The 18,422-nt window shown below is 58.4% G+C and carries 20 protein-coding genes and 2 tRNA genes; 18 read left to right on the forward strand and 4 right to left on the reverse strand.

Features of this window, described 5'->3' with window-relative positions:
* Window positions 1-5: 5 nt before the first annotated feature.
* From KI611_RS08765 to rpoS, 9 genes are all read left to right on the forward strand, one after another.
* Window positions 6-314, forward strand: coding sequence for an integration host factor subunit alpha (locus KI611_RS08765; RefSeq protein ID WP_226419889.1), 309 nt, complete (start codon window positions 6-8; stop codon window positions 312-314).
* Window positions 298-675 carry a MerR family transcriptional regulator gene (locus KI611_RS08770; RefSeq protein WP_226419439.1) on the forward strand — a complete coding sequence of 126 codons (378 nt, stop codon included), beginning with the start codon at window positions 298-300 and terminating at the stop codon, window positions 673-675. Before KI611_RS08765 ends, KI611_RS08770 begins: the two co-directional genes overlap by 17 nt.
* 34 nt (window positions 676-709) lie before the next feature.
* Window positions 710-786, forward strand: a tRNA-Pro gene (locus tag KI611_RS08775).
* A 146-nt stretch (window positions 787-932) separates the two neighbouring features.
* Window positions 933-1,334, forward strand: coding sequence for a hypothetical protein (locus tag KI611_RS08780; RefSeq protein ID WP_226419440.1), 402 nt, complete (start codon window positions 933-935; stop codon window positions 1,332-1,334).
* 290 nt (window positions 1,335-1,624) lie between these two features.
* Window positions 1,625-1,942, forward strand: a complete 318-nt coding sequence (locus KI611_RS08785; RefSeq protein WP_226419441.1) for an H-NS family nucleoid-associated regulatory protein — start codon at window positions 1,625-1,627, stop codon at window positions 1,940-1,942.
* 3 nt (window positions 1,943-1,945) lie between these two features.
* Window positions 1,946-2,686 carry a 5'/3'-nucleotidase SurE gene (gene surE / locus KI611_RS08790; protein ID WP_226419442.1) on the forward strand — a complete coding sequence of 247 codons (741 nt, stop codon included), beginning with the start codon at window positions 1,946-1,948 and terminating at the stop codon, window positions 2,684-2,686.
* 26 nt (window positions 2,687-2,712) lie between these two features.
* A complete protein-coding gene (locus KI611_RS08795; protein WP_226419890.1) occupies window positions 2,713-3,345 on the forward strand; it encodes a protein-L-isoaspartate(D-aspartate) O-methyltransferase in 633 nt (210 codons plus the stop codon).
* Window positions 3,342-4,265: a peptidoglycan DD-metalloendopeptidase family protein gene (locus KI611_RS08800; protein WP_226419443.1), complete on the forward strand. Its 924-nt coding sequence runs from the start codon at window positions 3,342-3,344 to the stop codon at window positions 4,263-4,265. The genes KI611_RS08795 and KI611_RS08800 overlap by 4 nt, the downstream gene beginning before the upstream one ends.
* On the forward strand, window positions 4,262-5,194 hold the full coding sequence (gene rpoS / locus KI611_RS08805) for an RNA polymerase sigma factor RpoS (protein WP_226419444.1): 933 nt from the start codon (window positions 4,262-4,264) through the stop codon (window positions 5,192-5,194). Before KI611_RS08800 ends, rpoS begins: the two co-directional genes overlap by 4 nt.
* Window positions 5,195-5,254: 60 nt before the next feature.
* On the opposite strand, the gene mltB is transcribed toward rpoS, so the two are convergent.
* The 4 genes from mltB to KI611_RS08825 are packed head-to-tail and all read right to left on the reverse strand — an operon-like array spanning window position 5,255 to window position 10,125.
* Window positions 5,255-6,277 (reverse strand): lytic murein transglycosylase B, encoded by a 1,023-nt coding sequence (mltB, locus tag KI611_RS08810; protein ID WP_226419445.1) that lies wholly within the window; start codon window positions 6,275-6,277, stop codon window positions 5,255-5,257.
* Between the two features lie 5 nt (window positions 6,278-6,282).
* Window positions 6,283-8,220 (reverse strand): DUF3488 and DUF4129 domain-containing transglutaminase family protein, encoded by a 1,938-nt coding sequence (locus KI611_RS08815; RefSeq protein WP_226419446.1) that lies wholly within the window; start codon window positions 8,218-8,220, stop codon window positions 6,283-6,285.
* On the reverse strand, window positions 8,217-9,170 hold the full coding sequence (locus KI611_RS08820) for a DUF58 domain-containing protein (RefSeq protein WP_226419447.1): 954 nt from the start codon (window positions 9,168-9,170) through the stop codon (window positions 8,217-8,219). Before KI611_RS08820 ends, KI611_RS08815 begins: the two co-directional genes overlap by 4 nt.
* Window positions 9,171-9,177: 7 nt before the next feature.
* The gene (locus KI611_RS08825) at window positions 9,178-10,125 is read right to left on the reverse strand and encodes an AAA family ATPase (RefSeq protein WP_226419448.1); all 948 of its coding nucleotides are present in this window, start codon (window positions 10,123-10,125) and stop codon (window positions 9,178-9,180) included.
* A 120-nt stretch (window positions 10,126-10,245) separates the two neighbouring features.
* On the opposite strand from KI611_RS08825, the gene KI611_RS08830 reads away from it, so the two are divergent.
* The 9 genes from KI611_RS08830 to KI611_RS08870 all read left to right on the forward strand — a co-directional run bounded on the left by KI611_RS08830 (window position 10,246) and on the right by KI611_RS08870 (window position 18,385).
* Window positions 10,246-11,172 (forward strand): histone deacetylase family protein, encoded by a 927-nt coding sequence (locus KI611_RS08830; RefSeq protein ID WP_226419449.1) that lies wholly within the window; start codon window positions 10,246-10,248, stop codon window positions 11,170-11,172.
* 85 nt (window positions 11,173-11,257) lie between these two features.
* Window positions 11,258-12,478 (forward strand): aspartate kinase, encoded by a 1,221-nt coding sequence (locus tag KI611_RS08835; RefSeq protein WP_226419450.1) that lies wholly within the window; start codon window positions 11,258-11,260, stop codon window positions 12,476-12,478.
* A 56-nt stretch (window positions 12,479-12,534) separates the two neighbouring features.
* Window positions 12,535-12,627 (forward strand) — tRNA-Ser (locus KI611_RS08840).
* Window positions 12,628-12,695: 68 nt separating this feature from the next.
* Complete coding sequence (locus KI611_RS08845) at window positions 12,696-13,052, forward strand: hypothetical protein (protein WP_226419451.1); 357 nt, start codon at window positions 12,696-12,698, stop codon at window positions 13,050-13,052.
* Window positions 13,053-13,093: 41 nt separating this feature from the next.
* Window positions 13,094-13,498, forward strand: a complete 405-nt coding sequence (locus KI611_RS08850; protein WP_226419452.1) for a hypothetical protein — start codon at window positions 13,094-13,096, stop codon at window positions 13,496-13,498.
* A gap of 125 nt (window positions 13,499-13,623) precedes the next feature.
* The gene (locus KI611_RS08855) at window positions 13,624-14,007 is read left to right on the forward strand and encodes a dihydroneopterin aldolase (protein WP_226419453.1); all 384 of its coding nucleotides are present in this window, start codon (window positions 13,624-13,626) and stop codon (window positions 14,005-14,007) included.
* Entirely contained in the window at window positions 13,986-14,558 is a 573-nt protein-coding gene (locus KI611_RS08860; RefSeq protein WP_226419454.1) for a dihydrofolate reductase, read from the forward strand. Before KI611_RS08855 ends, KI611_RS08860 begins: the two co-directional genes overlap by 22 nt.
* A 104-nt stretch (window positions 14,559-14,662) precedes the next feature.
* Window positions 14,663-17,611, forward strand: a complete 2,949-nt coding sequence (locus tag KI611_RS08865; protein WP_226419455.1) for an EAL domain-containing protein — start codon at window positions 14,663-14,665, stop codon at window positions 17,609-17,611.
* 75 nt (window positions 17,612-17,686) lie between these two features.
* A complete protein-coding gene (locus KI611_RS08870; protein WP_226419456.1) occupies window positions 17,687-18,385 on the forward strand; it encodes a TetR/AcrR family transcriptional regulator in 699 nt (232 codons plus the stop codon).
* Window positions 18,386-18,422: the final 37 nt, after the last annotated feature.

An 18,422-nucleotide genomic window follows, 5' to 3' on the forward strand; every position in this document is an offset into this window, starting at 1 on the left:
AAAAAATAACGATGACGCTCACCAAAGCCGAACTCGCCGATCTCTTGTTTGAGAGGGTTGGTCTCAACAAGCGTGAGGCCAAGGACATGGTCGAGGCTTTTTTCGAAGAAATTCGTAATGCTCTGGAAATTGGTGATGGCGTAAAGCTGTCCGGTTTCGGTAACTTTCAACTTCGAGACAAGCCGCAGCGTCCAGGGCGTAACCCAAAAACCGGCCAGGAAATCCCCATTACGGCACGCCGCGTGGTGACTTTTCATGCCAGTCAGAAGCTGAAGTCAGATGTCGAGCTCGCATTCGATGGAACCGCGGCTTAAATCCTTTACCGGCGACGAACTGCCGCCCATCCCCGCCAAGCGCTACTTCACCATCGGTGAGGTCAGCGAGTTGTGCGGCGTCAAGCCGCACGTTTTGCGTTACTGGGAGCAGGAATTCAACCAGCTTAAGCCGGTCAAACGCCGTGGTAACCGTCGTTATTACCAGCATCATGAAGTGCTATTGGTGCGTCGAATTCGTGAGCTTCTTTATAATCAAGGGTTTACGATCAGTGGCGCGCGTAATCGGCTGGATGAAGGTGGTCCTCTTGAGGCTGCTGTAGTCGACCGGCCGGATGCATCGAAAATGGCTGGTAGTCTGCGCGGTGAATTGAATTCAATTATCGAGCTGTTGCGCCTTTGAATCTTGAGGTTTTCAGGTATAATAGCCGGCTTGTCGGGGCGTAGCGCAGCCTGGTAGCGCACTTGCATGGGGTGCAAGGGGTCGCGAGTTCGAATCCCGCCGCCCCGACCAAGAAATAGTTATAGAAAAAGCAGTTAGGCCAATCTACGGATTGGCCTTTTTGCTTTTTAGTGGGTTTGGAAGCGATTTTGAAGTGGTTCAAGCTTGTGCCCTCTCTAAAATTCTCAGCAAAGTCTTATTTGTCCCAAGGTGTCTTCGTGTTCGACGGAAAGAAAACAAGACTGGAAATCTCCGTTGCGATAGCTGCTTGGTTGGATATTCAATCTGCTGATGTTCGGAGTGAGTTGAATAACCTCATCGCTTATCGACCCGAGCCTGAATTTATTGAATCGCTTTCCGCGCTATTGCTGGTTATTCCTTGCCACGGACTCGTCGATCTTTATTATGATATTTGGTATTGCGTGCCTTGCCGGCAGGCCTTCAGGGTTGCGGTGAAGAAGCTGCATCGACCGACGGAGTTGGCTGAGTATCTGAAACTTACTGAGACGATCCTTGTTAACAAGTCTGCTTGCGAAGACTTTGCTTCCCGATTTGGCGACGATGATGATCTGGATGAAATCATCTTCTGGTTGAAGCGTCGAGCAAGGCAATTGAATTAGGATACGGGTGCTCTGAGGTGGTGGGAGTGGGAGGGTAATATGCTGCGACTCGAATTAAGGCAGTTCAAGCTTAATAAACTGTTTTGTAAACAAACTAATAGATTGTTATTTTAAGACGGGGCGAGCGAAGTCTCGCTTCGTATTTCCGAAGGGCAAAGCGTCTTGAGTTCAGATTTTTATCCTTCGAGAGCAGTTATTAACCGGCTTTTGCCGGCTTTTTAATTTTTATTGTTGATAATTAGGCTGAGACAAATTAAATTGTTGGCACCCTATTAACTTTCGAGGTAGTCATGGATCTGTCCACTTTGTCCGTCTCGCAGTTGCGCGATTTGCAGCAACAAATTCCAGCCGAATTGAAGCGTCGTGAGGCTCAGGAAAAAATAAACATTCTTAATGAAGTTCGTGCCTTTGCCAAAGCACGCGGTTATGCCATTGAGGATTTGATTGGCAAGGATGCCAAGGTCAAGGTTTCATCTGGCAATAAGGTTAAAGTCAAATACCGCCATCCGGAGAATGTCGAACTTGAATGGACAGGGCGCGGCCGCAAGCCGAAATGGGTTGAAGCCTGGGTGGCGAATGGCGGTAGTCTCGATAACTTGCTTGTTTGAATTATGAATATTCTGCTGAGTAATGACGATGGATATTTTGCGCCAGGGCTTGCGGAATTGGCCCAGGCTCTGGCCGGGCTTGGTGATATCGTGGTTGTTGCTCCGGAGCAGAATCGCAGTGGTGCGAGCAATTCGCTGACACTGGATCGACCGTTGTTTTTGAAAAAAGCGGCCAATGGCTTCCATTTTGTGAATGGAACTCCCACTGATTGCGTTCATTTGGCTGTTACCGGCATGCTCGATCGGTTGCCGGACATTATTGTTTCCGGGATAAACACCGGTGCCAATATGGGCGACGATACGATTTACTCCGGTACGGTGGCAGCGGCGACCGAAGGTTTTTTGTTGGGCATTCCGTCAATTGCGATCTCGTTGACCAGCTTTGAAGGGAAGAACTTCGAATCGGCAGGTCGTGTTGCCAGAGAATTGGTCGAGCGTTTTATTCGTGACCCGATGAAGGAAGCCGTCTTGTTGAATGTCAACGTGCCGGATATCCCGTATGCCGAATTGAAGGGGATGGAGGTTACTCGTCTCGGGCGTCGTCATAAGGCTGAACCGGTCGTCAGAATGGTTTCGCCGCGCAGCGAGACGGTGTATTGGGTCGGCGCAGCCGGTGCGGCGGCGGATGCGGGGCCAGGGACCGACTTCAACGCAGTGGAGCGGGGCTGCGTCTCCATTACGCCTTTGCAGATTGACCTGACACATACGGCGCAGTTACCTGCCGTTCGCCATTGGATTAAGTGATTGTCAACGTGTTGAACGGTATTGGAATGACTTCGCAGCGCACGCGGACACGCATGATTGAGCGCCTGCGTGAAAAGGGTATCCGCAACGAAGCGGTGTTGAACGCCATGGCGGCGGTACCCAGGCATGTCTTCATTGAGGAGGCATTGGCTTCCCGGGCTTATGAGGATACCGCCTTGCCCCTCGGTATGGGGCAGACCATTTCCCAGCCTTATGTCGTGGCGCGGATGATCGAGCTCTTGCTGAACGGTCGTGCGACACTGGGCAAGACACTGGAGGTCGGGGCTGGCTGCGGCTACCAGGCTGCGGTGCTGGCTCAACTGACCAATGAGGTTTTTGCTGTCGAGCGACTCGGTCCGCTGCTCGAGAAGGCAAAGGCACACATGCGCGCCTTGCAGCAATTCAATGTGCGCCTGAAGCACGCAGATGGCCAGTTCGGCTTGCCCGAAGCTGGGCCGTTTGACAGTATCATAGTCGCTGCCGCCGGGACGAAGGTGCCACAGGCGCTGCTTGAGCAGTTGGCCCTCGGCGGTCGGTTGGTCTTGCCAGTCGGGACAACGGAGCAGTATCTTAGCTTCATTGAACGAACGACTCAGGGATACATCGAAACCCGGCTTGATGCCGTCCGGTTTGTCCCGCTTCTTGCAGGAACGCAATGATTCGAGTTTTAGCCCTTGTTTTACCCAGTCTGCTGCTTGCCGGCTGTTTTTCGCAACAACCGGTGCCAGCGGTCGACCGTAATTCGACCGCCCAATCGAGAGCGGCTACGGCTGCTCAGCCATCCGGGCCCGGTTATTACACGGTCAAGCGTGGCGACACCTTGTATCGTATTGCGCTGGATAACGGGCAGGCTTACACGGATATTGCCGCCTGGAACAATATTGTGAATCCTTCGTCGATCAGGGAAGGGCAGGTTCTGCGCATTGCACCGCCGGGACCGGTGGAAAATGGTGGATCGGTGGTCGCCAAGCCGATTGATTCCGGTGCCGGGATCGAATCCCGGTCGCTTGATCAGCCGGCTGCATCGTCGCCCGTAATTAGCCATGGCGGGAGCATCAAACGTGAGCCGCGTGTCGGCAAGGAACCTTATTCCGACGAGGCCTATGCCCGCCTGAGTTCAACCGGCGAAGTCGCCGCCAAGCCGGCAGAAACCCGTGTCGAAGCCAAGCCTGACCCGGCTGCTGTCGCGCCGCCAGTCGCGGCTGGTCCGGATGATGTGCCATGGTTGTGGCCGACGGCCGGAAAACTGGTGGCGCCCTACAGTGAGGCGGGTAACAAGGGGCTCGATTTTGCCGGCAAGGCTGGCGATCCGGTGTTGGCTGCCGGCGATGGCAAGGTGGTTTATGCCGGCGCCGGATTGCGTGGTTACGGTGAATTGGTGATCGTCAAACACAACGCGACATTCCTCTCGGCGTACGCCCATAACCGCAAAATCCTGGTCAAGGAAGGCCAGCAGGTAAGTCGGGGCCAGAAAATTGCCGAAATGGGCAATACCGATGCCGATTCGGTGAAGTTGCACTTTGAAATACGTAAACAGGGCAAGCCGGTCGATCCAGCGCAATATTTGCCCAAAAGATGAGCGATCTGGACGAACATCTCGATGAGGGAGAGTTCGACGCTCGATCGGACGAAGCTGCCGTGGTTCCCGAGCCGGAAGCTGTCGCTCCCGAACTTGAGTTGCTTGAGGATGTCACCCAGCTTTACCTGAACGAGATTGGCGCCAAGCCGCTGCTGACGCCGGCTGAAGAGCTGGCGACCTCGCGCCTGCTGAGGGCCGGGGATTTTTCAGCGCGGCAGAAGATGATCGAGCACAATCTTCGGCTGGTGGTGAATATTGCCAAGCATTACCTGAATCGCGGCATTCCTTTGCTCGATCTGATCGAAGAAGGCAACCTCGGTCTGATTCATGCGCTGGAAAAATTCGATCCGGAGCGCGGCTTCCGTTTTTCCACTTATGCCACTTGGTGGATACGGCAAAGCATCGAGCGCGGCATCATGAACCAGTCGCGGACCATCCGTCTGCCGGTCCATGTCGTCAAGGAAATCAATCTGGTCTTGCGTGCCATTCGCCATCTCGAGTCGGCCGACCGCCGGGATTCGACCGTCGAACGCATAGCCATGCTGCTCGACAAGAGTGAGGAAGAGGTTCGCCGCATTCTTTCGTTGAACGAGCACATTGCCTCGCTCGACGCGCCGCTTGAAATCGACCCCAATCACACGATGGCCGAAGTGATTGCCGACGAGACTGGTGGCGATCCCGAATCCCTGCTCCAGTCGAGCGAAGTGGGTTCCTTGCTGGATGACTGGCTGGCGCAGCTTTCCGAGCGGCAGCGCTCGGTCATCGAGCGGCGCTATGGCTTGAGCGGGGCAGACGTCGCCACGCTCGATGTCATTGCCACGGACCTCGGTCTGACTCGCGAAAGGGTGCGTCAGATCCAGATGGAAGGTCTCGACCGTCTGCGCAAGATCATCAAGCGCGGCAATATTTCACGGGATTCGCTGTTGTAGCCGGTTGCTGGCTGTTTCTATTGAAATGGCTGGGCTGGTAAAAGATCTGGTAGTCGATGTCTACCGCGCTCCGTAGGACGTTCCCCCGGGAGCCGGCATGCGGCTGCGGATCTGTTCCGCCAGCTGGAAAACCGACATCGCATAGAAGCTCGAACGGTTGTAGCGGGTGATCACATAGAAGTTGTCGAAGCCGAGCCAGTATTCCGTTTCCCGGCCCGGCGAGACAAGGTCGATCAAGGCGACCGTGCTGCTCGGATCGACTGCGGCAAAGATGCCCTTCTCGATCAGGTCAGCAACTTTCAGGCTCGGCTGGAGGCCGGCTTCGAGCAGGCTGCGCTCCGGCTCTCCGGCGCTGCGGGCGGCAACGGCGATCGGTTGGCCGGCCTGCCAGCCATGTTGTTCGAGAAAGTGGGCGACGCTGCCGATCGCATCATTGGTGCTGCCGGCGAGATCGACGCGATTGTCGCCATCAAAATCCACTGCGTAGCGTCGCTGACTACCCGGCATGAACTGCGGAATGCCGATGGCACCAGCGAACGAGCCTTTGACGCTGAGTGGCTCGAGATTGTTCTCGCGGGCCAGCAGCAGAAATTGCTCCAGTTCGGTACGGAAAAATTCGGCTCGCCGCGGATAGTGGAAAGCGAGCGTGGCCAAGGCTTCGAGGACACGGAAACCGCCGGTGTTGCGACCATATTCGGTTTCGACGCCGATGATGGCGACGATGATTTCCTCCGGAACACCATAAAGTGCCCGGGCGCGCGCCAGAGTCAGCTCATTCTCCTGCCAGAAGCGGACACCGCCATCGATTCGCCGGTCATTGAGAAAGCGCGGGCGGTAGCGCTCCCACGAGCGTTGCTGCGGCGATACCGGTGGCGCGATCAGTTGCAGCACCTTGGCATTCGGTCGGGCTTGGGCAAACTGGGACAACAATTGGTCGGCATTGAAGGCATGGCGTTGTTCGAGATCACGGGCAAAAGCGATGACCGCCGGATCGCTGGCGAAATCGTCGGTGTTGGGCGCGGCACCGGTCAGTCCGGCAAGGGCGGCGAGCAGCAGGGCGCCAAGGGTGTGCTTCAAGTTCATCTCCGTCAGGGCAGTCGCGCGATGGCTTCGCGCAAGGTTTTCAGATCGTTGGGGCTGCTTCCGTAGCGGGCCAGCAGGTAGGCCTCGACAACGCGCATCAACGGTTCGGCCAGATCCGGATGCTCGTCTTGAATTCGACGAGCCAGGGCCAGCGGCGTTTCCCAAGGCGCGCAGTTTACCTGTCGGCGCTGCAGATGTCGCAAGGCTTTATGCCAAAGTCGGCTGGCCGGGTCGTGATGCGGTTTCTGGTAAAGCGTCCAGGCCGTGAGGGTGGCGAGCAGCAGGCTGCTGACCAGCCCGAGTGTGATCGCCAGGCTGCGCCAGTCGGTATCCGGCAGGCCGAGGCGGGACAGCAGTTCGCGCTGGCGTTGCGGGTCGTAACCAAGCACCTGCTGGTTCCAGGCGTTGTTGATGGCTTCCCAGCGGTGGCGCAGCGTGCGCAGCCATGCCGTGCGGACCTGGATCAGAGCCGGCAACGGTTCACCGGTCGGCAGTGCGTCAGCGATGCCGGTTTCGATCCGGGCCGGTGAGACCGCCGCCGTTGGGTCGACGCGTACCCAGCCGCGCCCTTCCAACCAGACTTCGGCCCAGGCGTGTGCATCGGACTGGCGCACCACCAGGTAGCCGTCCACCGGATTACGCTCACCACCCTGATAGCCGCCGACGACGCGGGCCGGTATGCCGGCGCTGCGCATCAGTACGACGAAGGCGGCGGCATAGTGCTCGCAAAAGCCGCGCTTGCTCTGGAACAGGAATTCGTCGACGCTGTTCTCGCCAAGCAGCGGGGGCTGCAGCGTGTAGAAAAATTCGCTGCTGAACAGGCTGAGTGCTTTCCGGATGACGGCTTCCGGCGATGCTTCACGCTCCCGCCAGCTTTTTGCCAATTGGCGTGCTTGCTCATTGCGGCCGGCTGGCAGCGCCAAACTACGCTGCAATACGGCGGGATCTTCGACCGTGTTGAAGCGATAGTCGAGGCTGGCCGAAAGGCGGTAGCGCTGGCGGCTGGTCAGTGGCTGGCGACTTGCTGCGGTCAGTACCCCGTTCAGGACCGTTTCCGACGGCAGGCTGGCGGGCGCGTCAAGGGCCAGTAACCAGCGCTGGTTGTGGGCTTCCAGCGTGGTTTCGTAGCCGATTGGCGACGCGATGATTTGCAGGCGTGCGGTCTGGTAACGTCCGGCGAAAGGGCGCCAGGTCGTGCCGTCGAAATTTTCCATTACCGGACCGCGCCAGTAGAGTTTGTCCTTGGCCGGTATTTCGCCGTCGAAGCGGACGCGGAAAGCTATTTCGCTACTCTGTGCGAGCTGGGCGACGCTGCCCGGCGACATGCTGTCGGACAGGCCGGTCTTGCCGGCGTGGGCATCCTGCGGCAAGCCCCAGAGCGGGCCGGAGACACGCGGGAAGAGCAGGTAGAGAACGAGCATGAACGGCAACGCCTGGGCAATGAGTAGCACGGCATAACTCAAGGTTGCGCGTAAAAAGCTGGCCGGCCCGCCGTGCAGGCGGATCAGCGCGGCGGTAACGATCCACATCGCGGTCAGCAGCCATAGCCCGGTCGGAATGCTTTGCGAATAGAGATAATGAGTCAGCAGCAAAAAGTAGCCGAGCGTCACGGCGACGATGCCGTCGCGCCGCCGCTTCAGTTCGAGCAACTTCATGGCCATGAACATGACCAGCATGGCGACGCCGGCATCGCGCCCGAACAGGGTGCGGAATTCGATGAATATGCCGGTGCAGCCAGCGATCACCAGCAGTACCAACAGCCAGCGACCGGGCAGGCGCTGATCGCGCCACCACAACCAGACACCCCAACAAAGCATCACGCCGGTCAGGATGGAGAGCCAGAGTGGCTGATGTACGAAGTGCGGCGCAATGGTCGCCAGTGCCGCCGCGAAAAGCCAGGGCACTGCCGTGTGGTCAAGCGCTTCACGGGCGGGTGTGCTCATGGCTGCCACAGGGCGAGGGCTTCAAGACAGCGCCGGCGATGAGCCACACCGCAACCCGGCGGAATTTCCAGCCCGGGCAGGCGCAGGTTGTAACCGCAGCCCTCGGCTTCGGCCGCGCAGACCCAGCCGGTCAGCTGCGACAGGCGGATTTCGACGGGCTGTGCCGGGTCGGTCAGCACCCAATCCAACTGCAGTTCGACCTGGCCACCCCCTGCGAACTGCTTGACCAGCAACGGTCGCTCGCCGGCATCGCGGGCGCTGGCTTTCCAGGCTACGTGGCGGGGCGAGTCGGCCGGCTGGCGTTCGCGGAATCCGGCGAAATCTTCCTGACCGCCGTCACCGCTGCGCTCGCCGCCAGCCGGTGTCGGCGAGGGCGGGGGCAAAGGGCTCGCCAGCGGCGCCGGGTAGACCAGGCAACGCATGGCCGGTTGCAGATAGCACCAGGCGACGAAAAGGCCCAGCGGGTAGCGCGTCGCCAGGCGGACTCGCGGCAGTTCGAGCCAGCCGCGCCGGCGGGTGTTGAGCGGGATGCCGATTTTTGTGCTGTCCTGCGCATTGACCGCAACAATCACCGCTTGGCCGGGTTCGGCTTCCAGCTCCAGGGCGAGGCGCGGTGTCGAACGGTCGTTGCTGAGGGTTATCTGGAAGTGCGCCGTTTCACCGCAAAAAACCGGCTCGCAACGCCCGGGGCTGATCAGTAGGGCATGGAGGTTGCGAAAGGTATGGACCATGCCGATGATGCCCAGGCCGCCAAGCAGAAAAACCAGGGCATGGCCGAGCGCCAATGTGTAGTTGATCGCCCCGAGAAGCATGACGAGCAGCGCCAGCGCAAAAAGCAGCCCGCCGCGCGTCGGGATGATGAATATGCGCCGCTGGCCCAGACGTAACGGGGCCGTGCCGTCGCTTTGCCAGCGGAACAGTTGCTGCTTGAGCCTGGCGACGATACCCACGTGCGGATCAGGGAATGGCAACGCTGCGCATCAACGTGGCGATGTCTTCTAGACTGGCGAAGCCGCTGCCTTGTGCCGAGCGCAGTCGGTGGCGGGCGACCGCCGGCAATACCGCCTGTACGTCATCCGGCAGAACCATGTCGCGTCCGGCCAGCCAGGCCCAGGCGCGGGCGGCGGCGAGCAGGGCCAGGCCGGCGCGGGGCGACAGGCCGTGCTGGAAATTCGGATTGTTCCGGGTCGCTTCGATCAGGTTCTGTACGTAATCGATCAGCGGCCCGGCCGTATGAACGGCGGCAATCTCCTTCTGCACGGCGGGCAGATCGTCGGCCTGGAAGCAGGGCGCTAAATGCTCGGCCTGCGCCCGCTGGCTGCCGGCGGCGAGCAGGGCGCGTTCGGCCGCGCGGTCCGGGTAGCCGAGTTCGATGCGCATCAGAAAGCGGTCGAGCTGCGATTCCGGTAGCGGAAAGGTGCCGATCTGGTGGGCCGGGTTCTGCGTCGCGATGACGAAGAACGGGCGCGGCAGGGCGCGTGTCTGGCCCTCGGCCGTGACCTGGCCTTCTTCCATCGCTTCGAGTAGCGCGCTTTGGGTTTTCGGTGTGGCGCGGTTGATTTCGTCGGCCAGGACCAGTTGGGCAAAGACCGGGCCGGGCAGGAAACGAAAGGCGCTTTTGTCGCGGTCGAATATCGATACGCCGGTGATATCGGCCGGCAGCAGGTCGCTGGTGAACTGGATGCGTGAGAATTGCAGGCCGAGCAAGCGGGCGAGGGCGTGGGCCAGTGTCGTCTTGCCCATGCCGGGCAGGTCTTCGATCAATAAATGCCCGCCGGCCAGCAGGCAGGTCAAGGCCAGTCGGATTTCATTTTCCTTGCCGAGAATGATCTCGCCAGCCCGCGTCAGGACGGCGTCGAATGGGCGAGGCCGGCCGGAGAGAAGTGCTGCTGCATTGCCAAACATGCGGGATTTCCTCGATAACAATTGGGGCCAATTCTAATGCTTGAAGCTGCGCGGCGAATGGGACGATAATGCCAATTCGACGTGCGTCGCTCAGGGCGCCGGTTCGCAGAGAGAGAACAAGTGACAACCACTGCCTTCATCACCCATAGAGACTGTCAGTTACATGACATGGGTTCGCATCACCCCGAGTCCCCGCAACGTCTTACCGCCATCAACGATCACCTGATTGCCCAAGGGATCGATGCCTATTTTGTCTATCACGATGCACCGCTTGCGACCTTCGAGCAACTGCTGCGGGTTCATCCCGCATCGCACCTCGAGCGCATCAAACGTGCTTCGCCGGAGCATGGCGTGGTCCATCTCGACCCGGACACGGCGATGAATCCCCATACCTGGCAAGCCGCGTTGCGGGCGGCCGGCGCCGGTTGCATGGCGGTCGATCTGGTAATGAGCGGCGAATGCGAAAATGCCTTCTGTGCCGTTCGCCCGCCTGGTCATCACGCTGAAAAGGCGAATCCGATGGGTTTCTGCTTCTTCAACAATATTGGTGTCGCCGCTCGTCATGCGCTCAAGGTGCATGGTCTGGAACGCGTGGCGATCATCGACTTCGATGTGCACCACGGCAATGGGACTGAAGACGTTTTTGCCGGCGACGAGCAGGTGCTGATGTGCAGCATCTTCCAGCACCCTTTTTATCCGTACAGCGGCGCCGACAAGCAGGCTGCCAACATGTGCAATGTGCCGCTGGCTGCCGGTTGCGGCGGCGAGGAGTTCCGCGATGCCGTGCTGCAGGTATGGACGCCGCGTCTCAAGGAGTTCAAGCCGCAGATGATCTTCATCTCGGCCGGCTTTGACGGTCACTATGAAGACGACATGGGTGGCCTGAAGTTGCTCGAAAAGGACTTCGCCTGGTGCACCGAGCATATGAAAAAGCTGGCGGCCGAGTTGTGCCAAAAGCGCATCGTCTCGATGCTCGAAGGCGGCTACGTGATGACCTCGCTGGCGCGCAGCGTCGGCGCGCATCTGCGGGCACTGGCCGATCTTTAAGCGCTGATTCTCGTCAGAAAACGACGAGGGTGGGGTAAAATCCCGCCCTCTTTTTCATGTTTCCAACGTTTAACCGGATGAATCCATGGCGTTGATTGTTCAAAAATACGGTGGCACCTCGGTCGCCAATCCCGAGCGCATCAAGAATGTCGCCAAACGGGTTGCCAAGTTCCAGGCCCAAGGCCATCAGGTAGTAGTGGTTCTCTCGGCGATGAGCGGCGAAACCAACAAACTGATTGCCCTGGCCAAGGAAATTCAGGCCAACCCCGATCCGCGCGAGCTGGACATGATCATGTCCACCGGCGAACAGGTCACCATCGGTCTGCTGGCCATGGCGCTCCAGGAAATCGGTGTCAAGGCGAAGAGCTATACCGGCGGCCAGGTCAAAGTGCTGACCGACAGTACCTTCACCAAGGCGCGCATCCTGTCGATCGACGAAGGCAACATGCGCCGCGATCTCGATGCCGGTAACGTGGTCGTTGTCGCTGGCTTCCAGGGGGTCGATGCCGACGGTAATATCACGACGCTCGGCCGTGGCGGTTCCGATACCTCCGGCGTCGCGCTCGCTGCAGCGCTGAAGGCCGACGAGTGCCAGATCTACACCGATGTCGATGGCGTCTATACGACCGATCCGCGCGTCGTTTCCGAGGCCAAAAAGCTCGATACCATCACCTTCGAGGAAATGCTGGAAATGGCCAGCCTCGGCTCCAAGGTGCTGCAGATCCGCTCGGTCGAATTCGCCGGCAAGTACAAGGTCAAACTGCGCGTTCTTTCCAGCTTCCAGGACGAAGGGGAAGGTACGCTGATCACTGTTGAGGAAGACAAGAACATGGAACAACCGATCATCTCCGGTATCGCCTTCAATCGCGACGAAGCCAAGCTGACCATGCTGGGTGTTCCGGACACCCCGGGCATCGCCTACCAGATCCTGGGTGCCATTGCCGATGCCAATATCGACGTCGACATGATCATCCAGAACATCGGTAGCGACGGCACCACGGATTTCTCCTTCACGGTGAACCGCGGCGAATTTGCCAAGGCCAAGGCGATCCTCGAGACCGTCAAGCTCAAGCTGGGGGCCCGCGAGGTGAGGGGCGACAACAAGATCTGCAAGGTCTCCGCGGTTGGCGTCGGCATGCGTTCCCACCCGGGCGTCGCCAGCAAGATGTTCAAGGCGCTGGCCGATGAAGGCATCAACATCCAGATGATCTCGACTTCCGAGATCAAAATTTCCGTCGTACTTGACGAAAAATATCTGGAGTTGGCTGTGCGCGTGCTGCATCGCACTTTCGAGCTCGATCAGTAAGTTTGACCAAAGGGCGCGAAGGCTATATCATCCGCGCCTCGTTGAAGTCTGGATCCGGAGACGTGGCCGAGAGGTCGAAGGCACTCCCCTGCTAAGGGAGCATGCGGGCAAAACCTGCATCGAGGGTTCGAATCCCTCCGTCTCCGCCAGCGACCCAACGATAGCCTAAGGCCCGGATAATTCCGGGCTTTTTGCTTTTAAGGGGTAAAGGTAAGGCTTGGTCAGGTTTTTCGACTTCGCGACGATGCGTAGCGATGGTCGGGGAGCCTTGTCGGTGGCCGGTTTGCGGCAATTACCGCTGGAATATTTTCCTGTATGGTGTAAAGTCAAATCAGGAAATCGTCTTATTCAGGAGGTTGTAATGGCAATCCAATCAGTGACTTCCAATGTAAGTGCCTACACTGCTACTCCCAGTAGTCAAGCGAGTCAGGCCCAACAAGCGCAGCAGATGCAGCAAGCTGAAGAGCGCCAGTCGCGGGCTGAGGAGAAAGCAGCGCAACAGGAAGTGGCGCCACAGCCGGTGACGAATGTTCAAGGGCAGCGTACCGGTACGTTGATTAACGTAACTGCCTGAGTGTTTGTTGGCGGTGTCGTACACTGCCAATGGGAGGCGAGATGCCGGTTACTTCAACCTCTGGTGTCCAATCTGCAGGGAGCGGGATTTGGTTACAAATCCAGCAACAGCAGGCGCAGCGGAGTGCCGATCAGGCTGATCAACGGGCGCGTTCACTTCAGATGAGGGCGCGCGAAGCCCAGTCAGCGGCGGATCAGGCACAGGAAACTGCGCGTTCGCTCGAAGTCCAGTCAGGGCAGGCGCAGAGTGAGGCCAATAGCGCGAAGCTTGGTTTGGCGGCGCAGGCGGCATTGGGGAAGATACAAACCCAGTTGAGTGGCTTGCGTGAGCAGATTGGCGTGGCACTCGCGGCGCAGAAGGTTGTACAGCCGGTTGCCGAGTCGGTTGCGCCGGTGATTAATGACTTGGGGCAGCAGACGGGAACCTTGGTCAATGTGACGGCCTGACTCCTTGAGGTGGTCGGAAGTGCAAAAAGGGCGCGCAAGCGCCCTTCTTTTTGGCCAGCGAGCCGCGCCGGGCTCTGGTATCTTGCCGGCATGTCGAATTGACCTGGCTGAAAAGGAGTTTGTTTGTGTTAGCCAATCATTGGTGCGCGTCGGTCGATGCCACCATACAATTGCGGACGGGTTGCAATCCGCTGGAAAAACATGGGGCGCAGGCGGTTGTCGTGCATGCCGACGCGTGGGCGCCAATCGATGCGGTGAGCGATCCGCACGACATTCGGCAGGTTGTCGATTACGAGGTTATTTTTCTGGCCATTCGCCGGCTGGAGCAGAACGACCATTGCGAGTGTCTGGAGTCGAGCATTCTGGAAGTGATGGATGCCATTTTCGCCATGCCCATCGTGACGTCGGCATTCATTTCCATGCACAAACCTCATGTGTACAACGGTCAGGGTACGCCGGCGATTTCACTTTCGATGACGCGCGAGCAATGGGCCAAGACGCACCGTTGATCGCGGCAATTGGCGCCGTGGCAAGTAACGGCATGCTCGGGCTTGCCGGCTGGCTGCCTTGGGATATTCCGGAAGAACTCGCTTACTTCGAACATAAGGTGGCGGGAGCTGCGCTGGTCATTGGTCGGGCAACGTATGAATCGATGGATGTGGTGCCGGAGGATTCGTTCATCGTCAGCCGCCAAGCAGGTCTGGTTGTGCGGAAGGGCTGCCAGCGCGTCGATTCCGTTGAGGAGGGATTGCGCTTGGCTGTTGCTACCGGAAAGCCGGTTTTCGTCATTGGTGGCGCGTCCGTTTATGCCGCCGCCTGGCCGTATTGCCATCGCTTCTACCTGACGCGCATCGAAATGCCGTTTGCTGGCGATACCTTGTTTCCCGACGATATCCCGCTGGATGAGTGGGATGTCATTAACGAAACTTGTAAAAGTTTTCGCGAAAGAAAGACGGGGCAGGATGTTCTTTGTCGATTCATCGAATATGCGCCGAAAAATCCCCGTCCTTTGAACGCTTTCAATTTCAATTCGATGTCTGCTCGCCCATACTCGCAGTGATAACTCCAGATCAAATGGCGAACATGCGGCAAGCGCCAGAAAAAATCGTACCCGTTGGGCGGCAGTTGTGGGTCGCTTTGTTTTCGTTGGCCCTGGGGGGCTTTTTGCTGCTCGGCTACGTGCTCTGGTCGGGGTACAAAGAGACTTGGAGCGAGGCGCAAGGACTTGCCACCAATCAGGCCGCCTTGCTTGAATCCCGTCTCGAAGCGACGTTGCGCCGGGTTGATGGCGATCTCGGCAAGCTGATTCAAAGCATCCCTCCCGAGTCGCTCGCCAAGGACGCTGTGCCGATCTTTCGCGACCGTGTCGAAGCGGTGCTCGAGCGACACCGGTTGGCGTTTCCCGAGGTCGCCGGTTTTCGGGTGATCGATGCCCACGGCAATGTCCTTTATCTCGCCGGTGGCGGGAGCAAGGTCAATCTGGCGGACCGTTTGTATTTCATTGAGGCGCGCGACAACAAAAGCGCCGGGGTGGTTTTTTCCGAAGTTATCACCTCGCGTATTACCGGGCGGCCAACAATGGTGGCTTCCCAGCCGATCCGTGCGTCGGATGGGCGTTTTCTCGGTGTCGTCAGCATCGCCATCGAGTTGAGTTATTTTGAGCGGCTGTTCCAGATGATCCATTCCGGCGCGGCCGGGGCCTTGGCTATTCGGCGCGCCGATAACCATGCCCTAGTTGTTCGCCTGCCGCCAGTTCCATCTGAAATCAACCGGGTGCTCGATCCTTCGCATCCGGTCATGCAGCATATATTGAGCGGCGAGCGAAAGGGCGTGCTGGTGTTTGCCGCGCAATCTGATGGCGTGCAGCGCATTTATGCCTACAGTGTTCTCGATAGCTATCCGTTTTACGTGCTGGCCGGTCTGTCCGAGGCCGATGTGATGGCGACCTGGCGACAGCGTTCCTATTACGTTGGCGGCATCGGGCTGGCGTTGTTCTTTTGTCTGGGTGTCGTGCTGGTCTGGCTGTTTCGCGCCCAGAAGCGGGAGTTGCTTGCGGCAGAAGCGTTACGCCGTCATCAGGATCAGTTGAAAGCGGCGCAGCGAATCGCCCAGGTGGGAAGTTGGGAGCTTGATCTTGCGTCCAGGGTGATAACTTGTTCCGACGAGCTTTTCCGGATTTTTGAAATCGAGGCGAAAGCTGGCGGAACGCCGTATGACGACTTCCTCGCCAAAGTCCATCCGGATGAGCGCGACCAGGCCGACGTCGCGCTGAACAACTCAGTGCGCGAACATCACCCGGTCTCCTTCAAGCACCGGCTGTTAATGCCCGATGGCCGGATCAAGTATGTTCAGGAGTGTTGCGAGACGGAGTATGGCAAGGATGGCGCACCGCTCCGTTTGATCGGCACTGCGCAGGATGTGACCAGTCAGCATCAGATGGAGGCGCAGATGCAGCTGCTGGTCAGCGCCTTTCAATTCAGCGGCGAGGCGATCCTGATTACCGATACGGACAACAATATCGTAACGGTCAACCCCGCTTTCACCCGATTGACCGGCTACACGCTGGAGGATGTCGTCGGCCGCAATCCCCGCTTTCTCTCGGCAGGGCGGTCGACGCAGCAAGATTTCGAAGCGATGTGGCAGACCATCAATACCGGGGGATTCTGGCAGGGCGAAATATGGGATCGGCGCAAGGATGGCGCCACTTATCCGAAATGGATGTCGATATCGGTCATTCGCGACGATGCGGGGAAGATCCGCTATCACGTTGCCCACTTTACCGATGTCTCGTCGGAGCGTGCGGCCGAAGCAAAATTGCACCATATGGCGCATCACGATGCGCTGACCGGTCTGCTTAATCGTTTTAGTCTCAATGGTCGGCTCGACCAGGCCTTGGCGGCCGCCCGGCGGGATGGTTCGCGGGTAGCGCTGCTGTTTATCGATCTTGATCGCTTCAAGGTGATCAACGATACGCTGGGGCATCACCTTGGCGATAAGTTGCTGATCGAGGTTGCCGGGCGTCTCCGTGACAGCGTGCGGGACAGTGATGTCGTGGCCCGCCTCGGCGGCGATGAGTTCGTGATCATGCTGGCCGGTGTCGATCACACTAATTCGGTGGCCATGGTTGCGGAAAAAGTGGTGTTGAATATTGCCGATCCCTATTCGATCGAGGGGCACGATCTTTACAGTACGCCGAGTATCGGCATCGCCATTTTTCCGATGGATGGAGATGATGGCGAAATCCTGATGAAGAATGCCGACGCCGCGATGTATCACGCCAAATCGGTGGGGCGGAACAATTTCCAGTTCTTCGATCCGAAGATGAACGATGCTGCGCTGGAGCGCTTGAAGATCGAGCATAGTCTGCGCCAGGCCTTGTCGCGCGATGAGTTTCGCCTGCATTTCCAGCCAGTCATCGAGATCGGCAGCGGCCGGGTGGCCGGCGTCGAGGCGCTGGTGCGCTGGCAGCATCCGGAAAAGGGGTTGCTCTTACCGGGTAAGTTCATCGCCATCGCCGAAGAGACCGGGCTGATCCAGCCGCTCGGCGAATGGGTTTTCTGGGCTGCCTGCAAACAACTGGCGGACTTCCGGGCGGCCGGCATTTATGGCATCAAGATGGGTGTGAATATTTCGGCCATCCAGATGCGTAATGGCAATCTGCCCATTCTTGCCAAGGGGGCAATCGAGGCTTTCGGGCTGGATGCTTCGGAGCTGGCTTTTGAAATTACCGAGTCGGTGGCGATGCACCAACCGGCCGAAACCATCCGCATTCTCGATATGCTGCACGATATGGGCACCAGCATCGCGATTGACGATTTTGGTACCGGATATTCTTCGCTTAGTTACCTGCGGCAATTTCCGATCGATTACCTCAAGCTCGACCGCTCGTTTGTCGAAGAAATCGGACAGAGTGCCGATGGCGAGGTGATCTGCGATGCGACCATCGGACTGGCCCACAATCTTGGCCTGAAGATCGTCGCCGAAGGCGTCGAGACCGAGCAGCAGCGCGATTACCTGCGCGGCCGGGGCTGCGATCTGATGCAGGGTTTTCTGTTCAGTCGGCCGGTACCGGCTGACGAGGTGATGACCTTCATTCGACAGCTCAACCACTAATCGCGAGAAAACGCTTGCGTTGATCAGGCGTTTTTCCTATGATTCAAACGAACGTATGAATTATAGGAACCTTTAATGGCTGAAGTCCGAACTGTCGATACCCGCGAGCGCATTCTCGATGCGGCTGAGCAACTCTTCATGGTGCATGGTTACGACGGCACGTCGATGCGTCAGATCACCAGCGAGGCCGGGGTCAATCTGGCGGCAGTGAATTACCACTTCGGCTCCAAGGAATCGCTGATGCAGGAGGTGTTCCGCCGTCGGCTCGATTGGCTGAACGAGGAACGGATGCGCGTCCTTAATGCACTTGAGCATGAAGCGGCCGGCAAGTCCCTGAAACCTTCGCAGATCGTTGACGGCTTTTTCGGCACGCTGCTGCGCATGGCGGACGACGACAAACGGGGCGGCATGACCTTTCTGCGCCTGCTCGGCCGCACGCTGACCGATCCTTCCGAGTTCATTCGTACCTTCATGGCGCATGAGTATGCCGTGGTGGTGGACCGCTACAAGGAGGCGCTGTTCAAGGCGCTGCCCGACGTGCCCAAAGCGGAAATCGTCTGGCGTTTTCACTTCATGCTCGGTGCCACTTCCTACGCCATTGCCGGAACCGATGCGCTGCGCCTGGTCACCGACTGGCAAATCGAGGAAGAGGACTCCACCGATCGCCTGGATCGCCTGGTGCCGCGCCTGATGTCCTTCCTGCTCGGTGGTTTGCGCGCGCCGCTGCCGCAGTTTTCAGATGCTTCGGCCATGGAAGCAAAGCCTGGGTCCTAGGATCGACAGCAAATAAACGACCAGAACCAAAAATATA

Source organism: Dechloromonas denitrificans (assembly GCF_020510685.1).
Lineage (GTDB): Bacteria > Pseudomonadota > Gammaproteobacteria > Burkholderiales > Rhodocyclaceae > Azonexus > Azonexus denitrificans_A.

Bases quoted from the DNA above. Each gene is read 5' to 3' on its own strand.
- KI611_RS08850 (WP_226419452.1), top strand. From the start codon at position 13,094: ATGCCGGTTACTTCAACCTCTGGTGTCCAATCTGCAGGGAGCGGGATT.
- KI611_RS08795 (WP_226419890.1), top strand. From the start codon at position 2,713: ATGACTTCGCAGCGCACGCGGACACGCATGATTGAGCGCCTGCGTGAA.
- rpoS (WP_226419444.1), top strand. From the start codon at position 4,262: ATGAGCGATCTGGACGAACATCTCGATGAGGGAGAGTTCGACGCTCGA.
- KI611_RS08870 (WP_226419456.1), top strand. From the start codon at position 17,687: ATGGCTGAAGTCCGAACTGTCGATACCCGCGAGCGCATTCTCGATGCG.
- KI611_RS08835 (WP_226419450.1), top strand. From the start codon at position 11,258: ATGGCGTTGATTGTTCAAAAATACGGTGGCACCTCGGTCGCCAATCCC.
- surE (WP_226419442.1), top strand. From the start codon at position 1,946: ATGAATATTCTGCTGAGTAATGACGATGGATATTTTGCGCCAGGGCTT.
- KI611_RS08815 (WP_226419446.1), bottom strand. From the start codon at position 8,220: ATGAGCACACCCGCCCGTGAAGCGCTTGACCACACGGCAGTGCCCTGG.
- KI611_RS08800 (WP_226419443.1), top strand. From the start codon at position 3,342: ATGATTCGAGTTTTAGCCCTTGTTTTACCCAGTCTGCTGCTTGCCGGC.
- KI611_RS08860 (WP_226419454.1), top strand. From the start codon at position 13,986: ATGGGCCAAGACGCACCGTTGATCGCGGCAATTGGCGCCGTGGCAAGT.
- KI611_RS08785 (WP_226419441.1), top strand. From the start codon at position 1,625: ATGGATCTGTCCACTTTGTCCGTCTCGCAGTTGCGCGATTTGCAGCAA.
- KI611_RS08770 (WP_226419439.1), top strand. From the start codon at position 298: ATGGAACCGCGGCTTAAATCCTTTACCGGCGACGAACTGCCGCCCATC.
- mltB (WP_226419445.1), bottom strand. From the start codon at position 6,277: ATGAACTTGAAGCACACCCTTGGCGCCCTGCTGCTCGCCGCCCTTGCC.
- KI611_RS08825 (WP_226419448.1), bottom strand. From the start codon at position 10,125: ATGTTTGGCAATGCAGCAGCACTTCTCTCCGGCCGGCCTCGCCCATTC.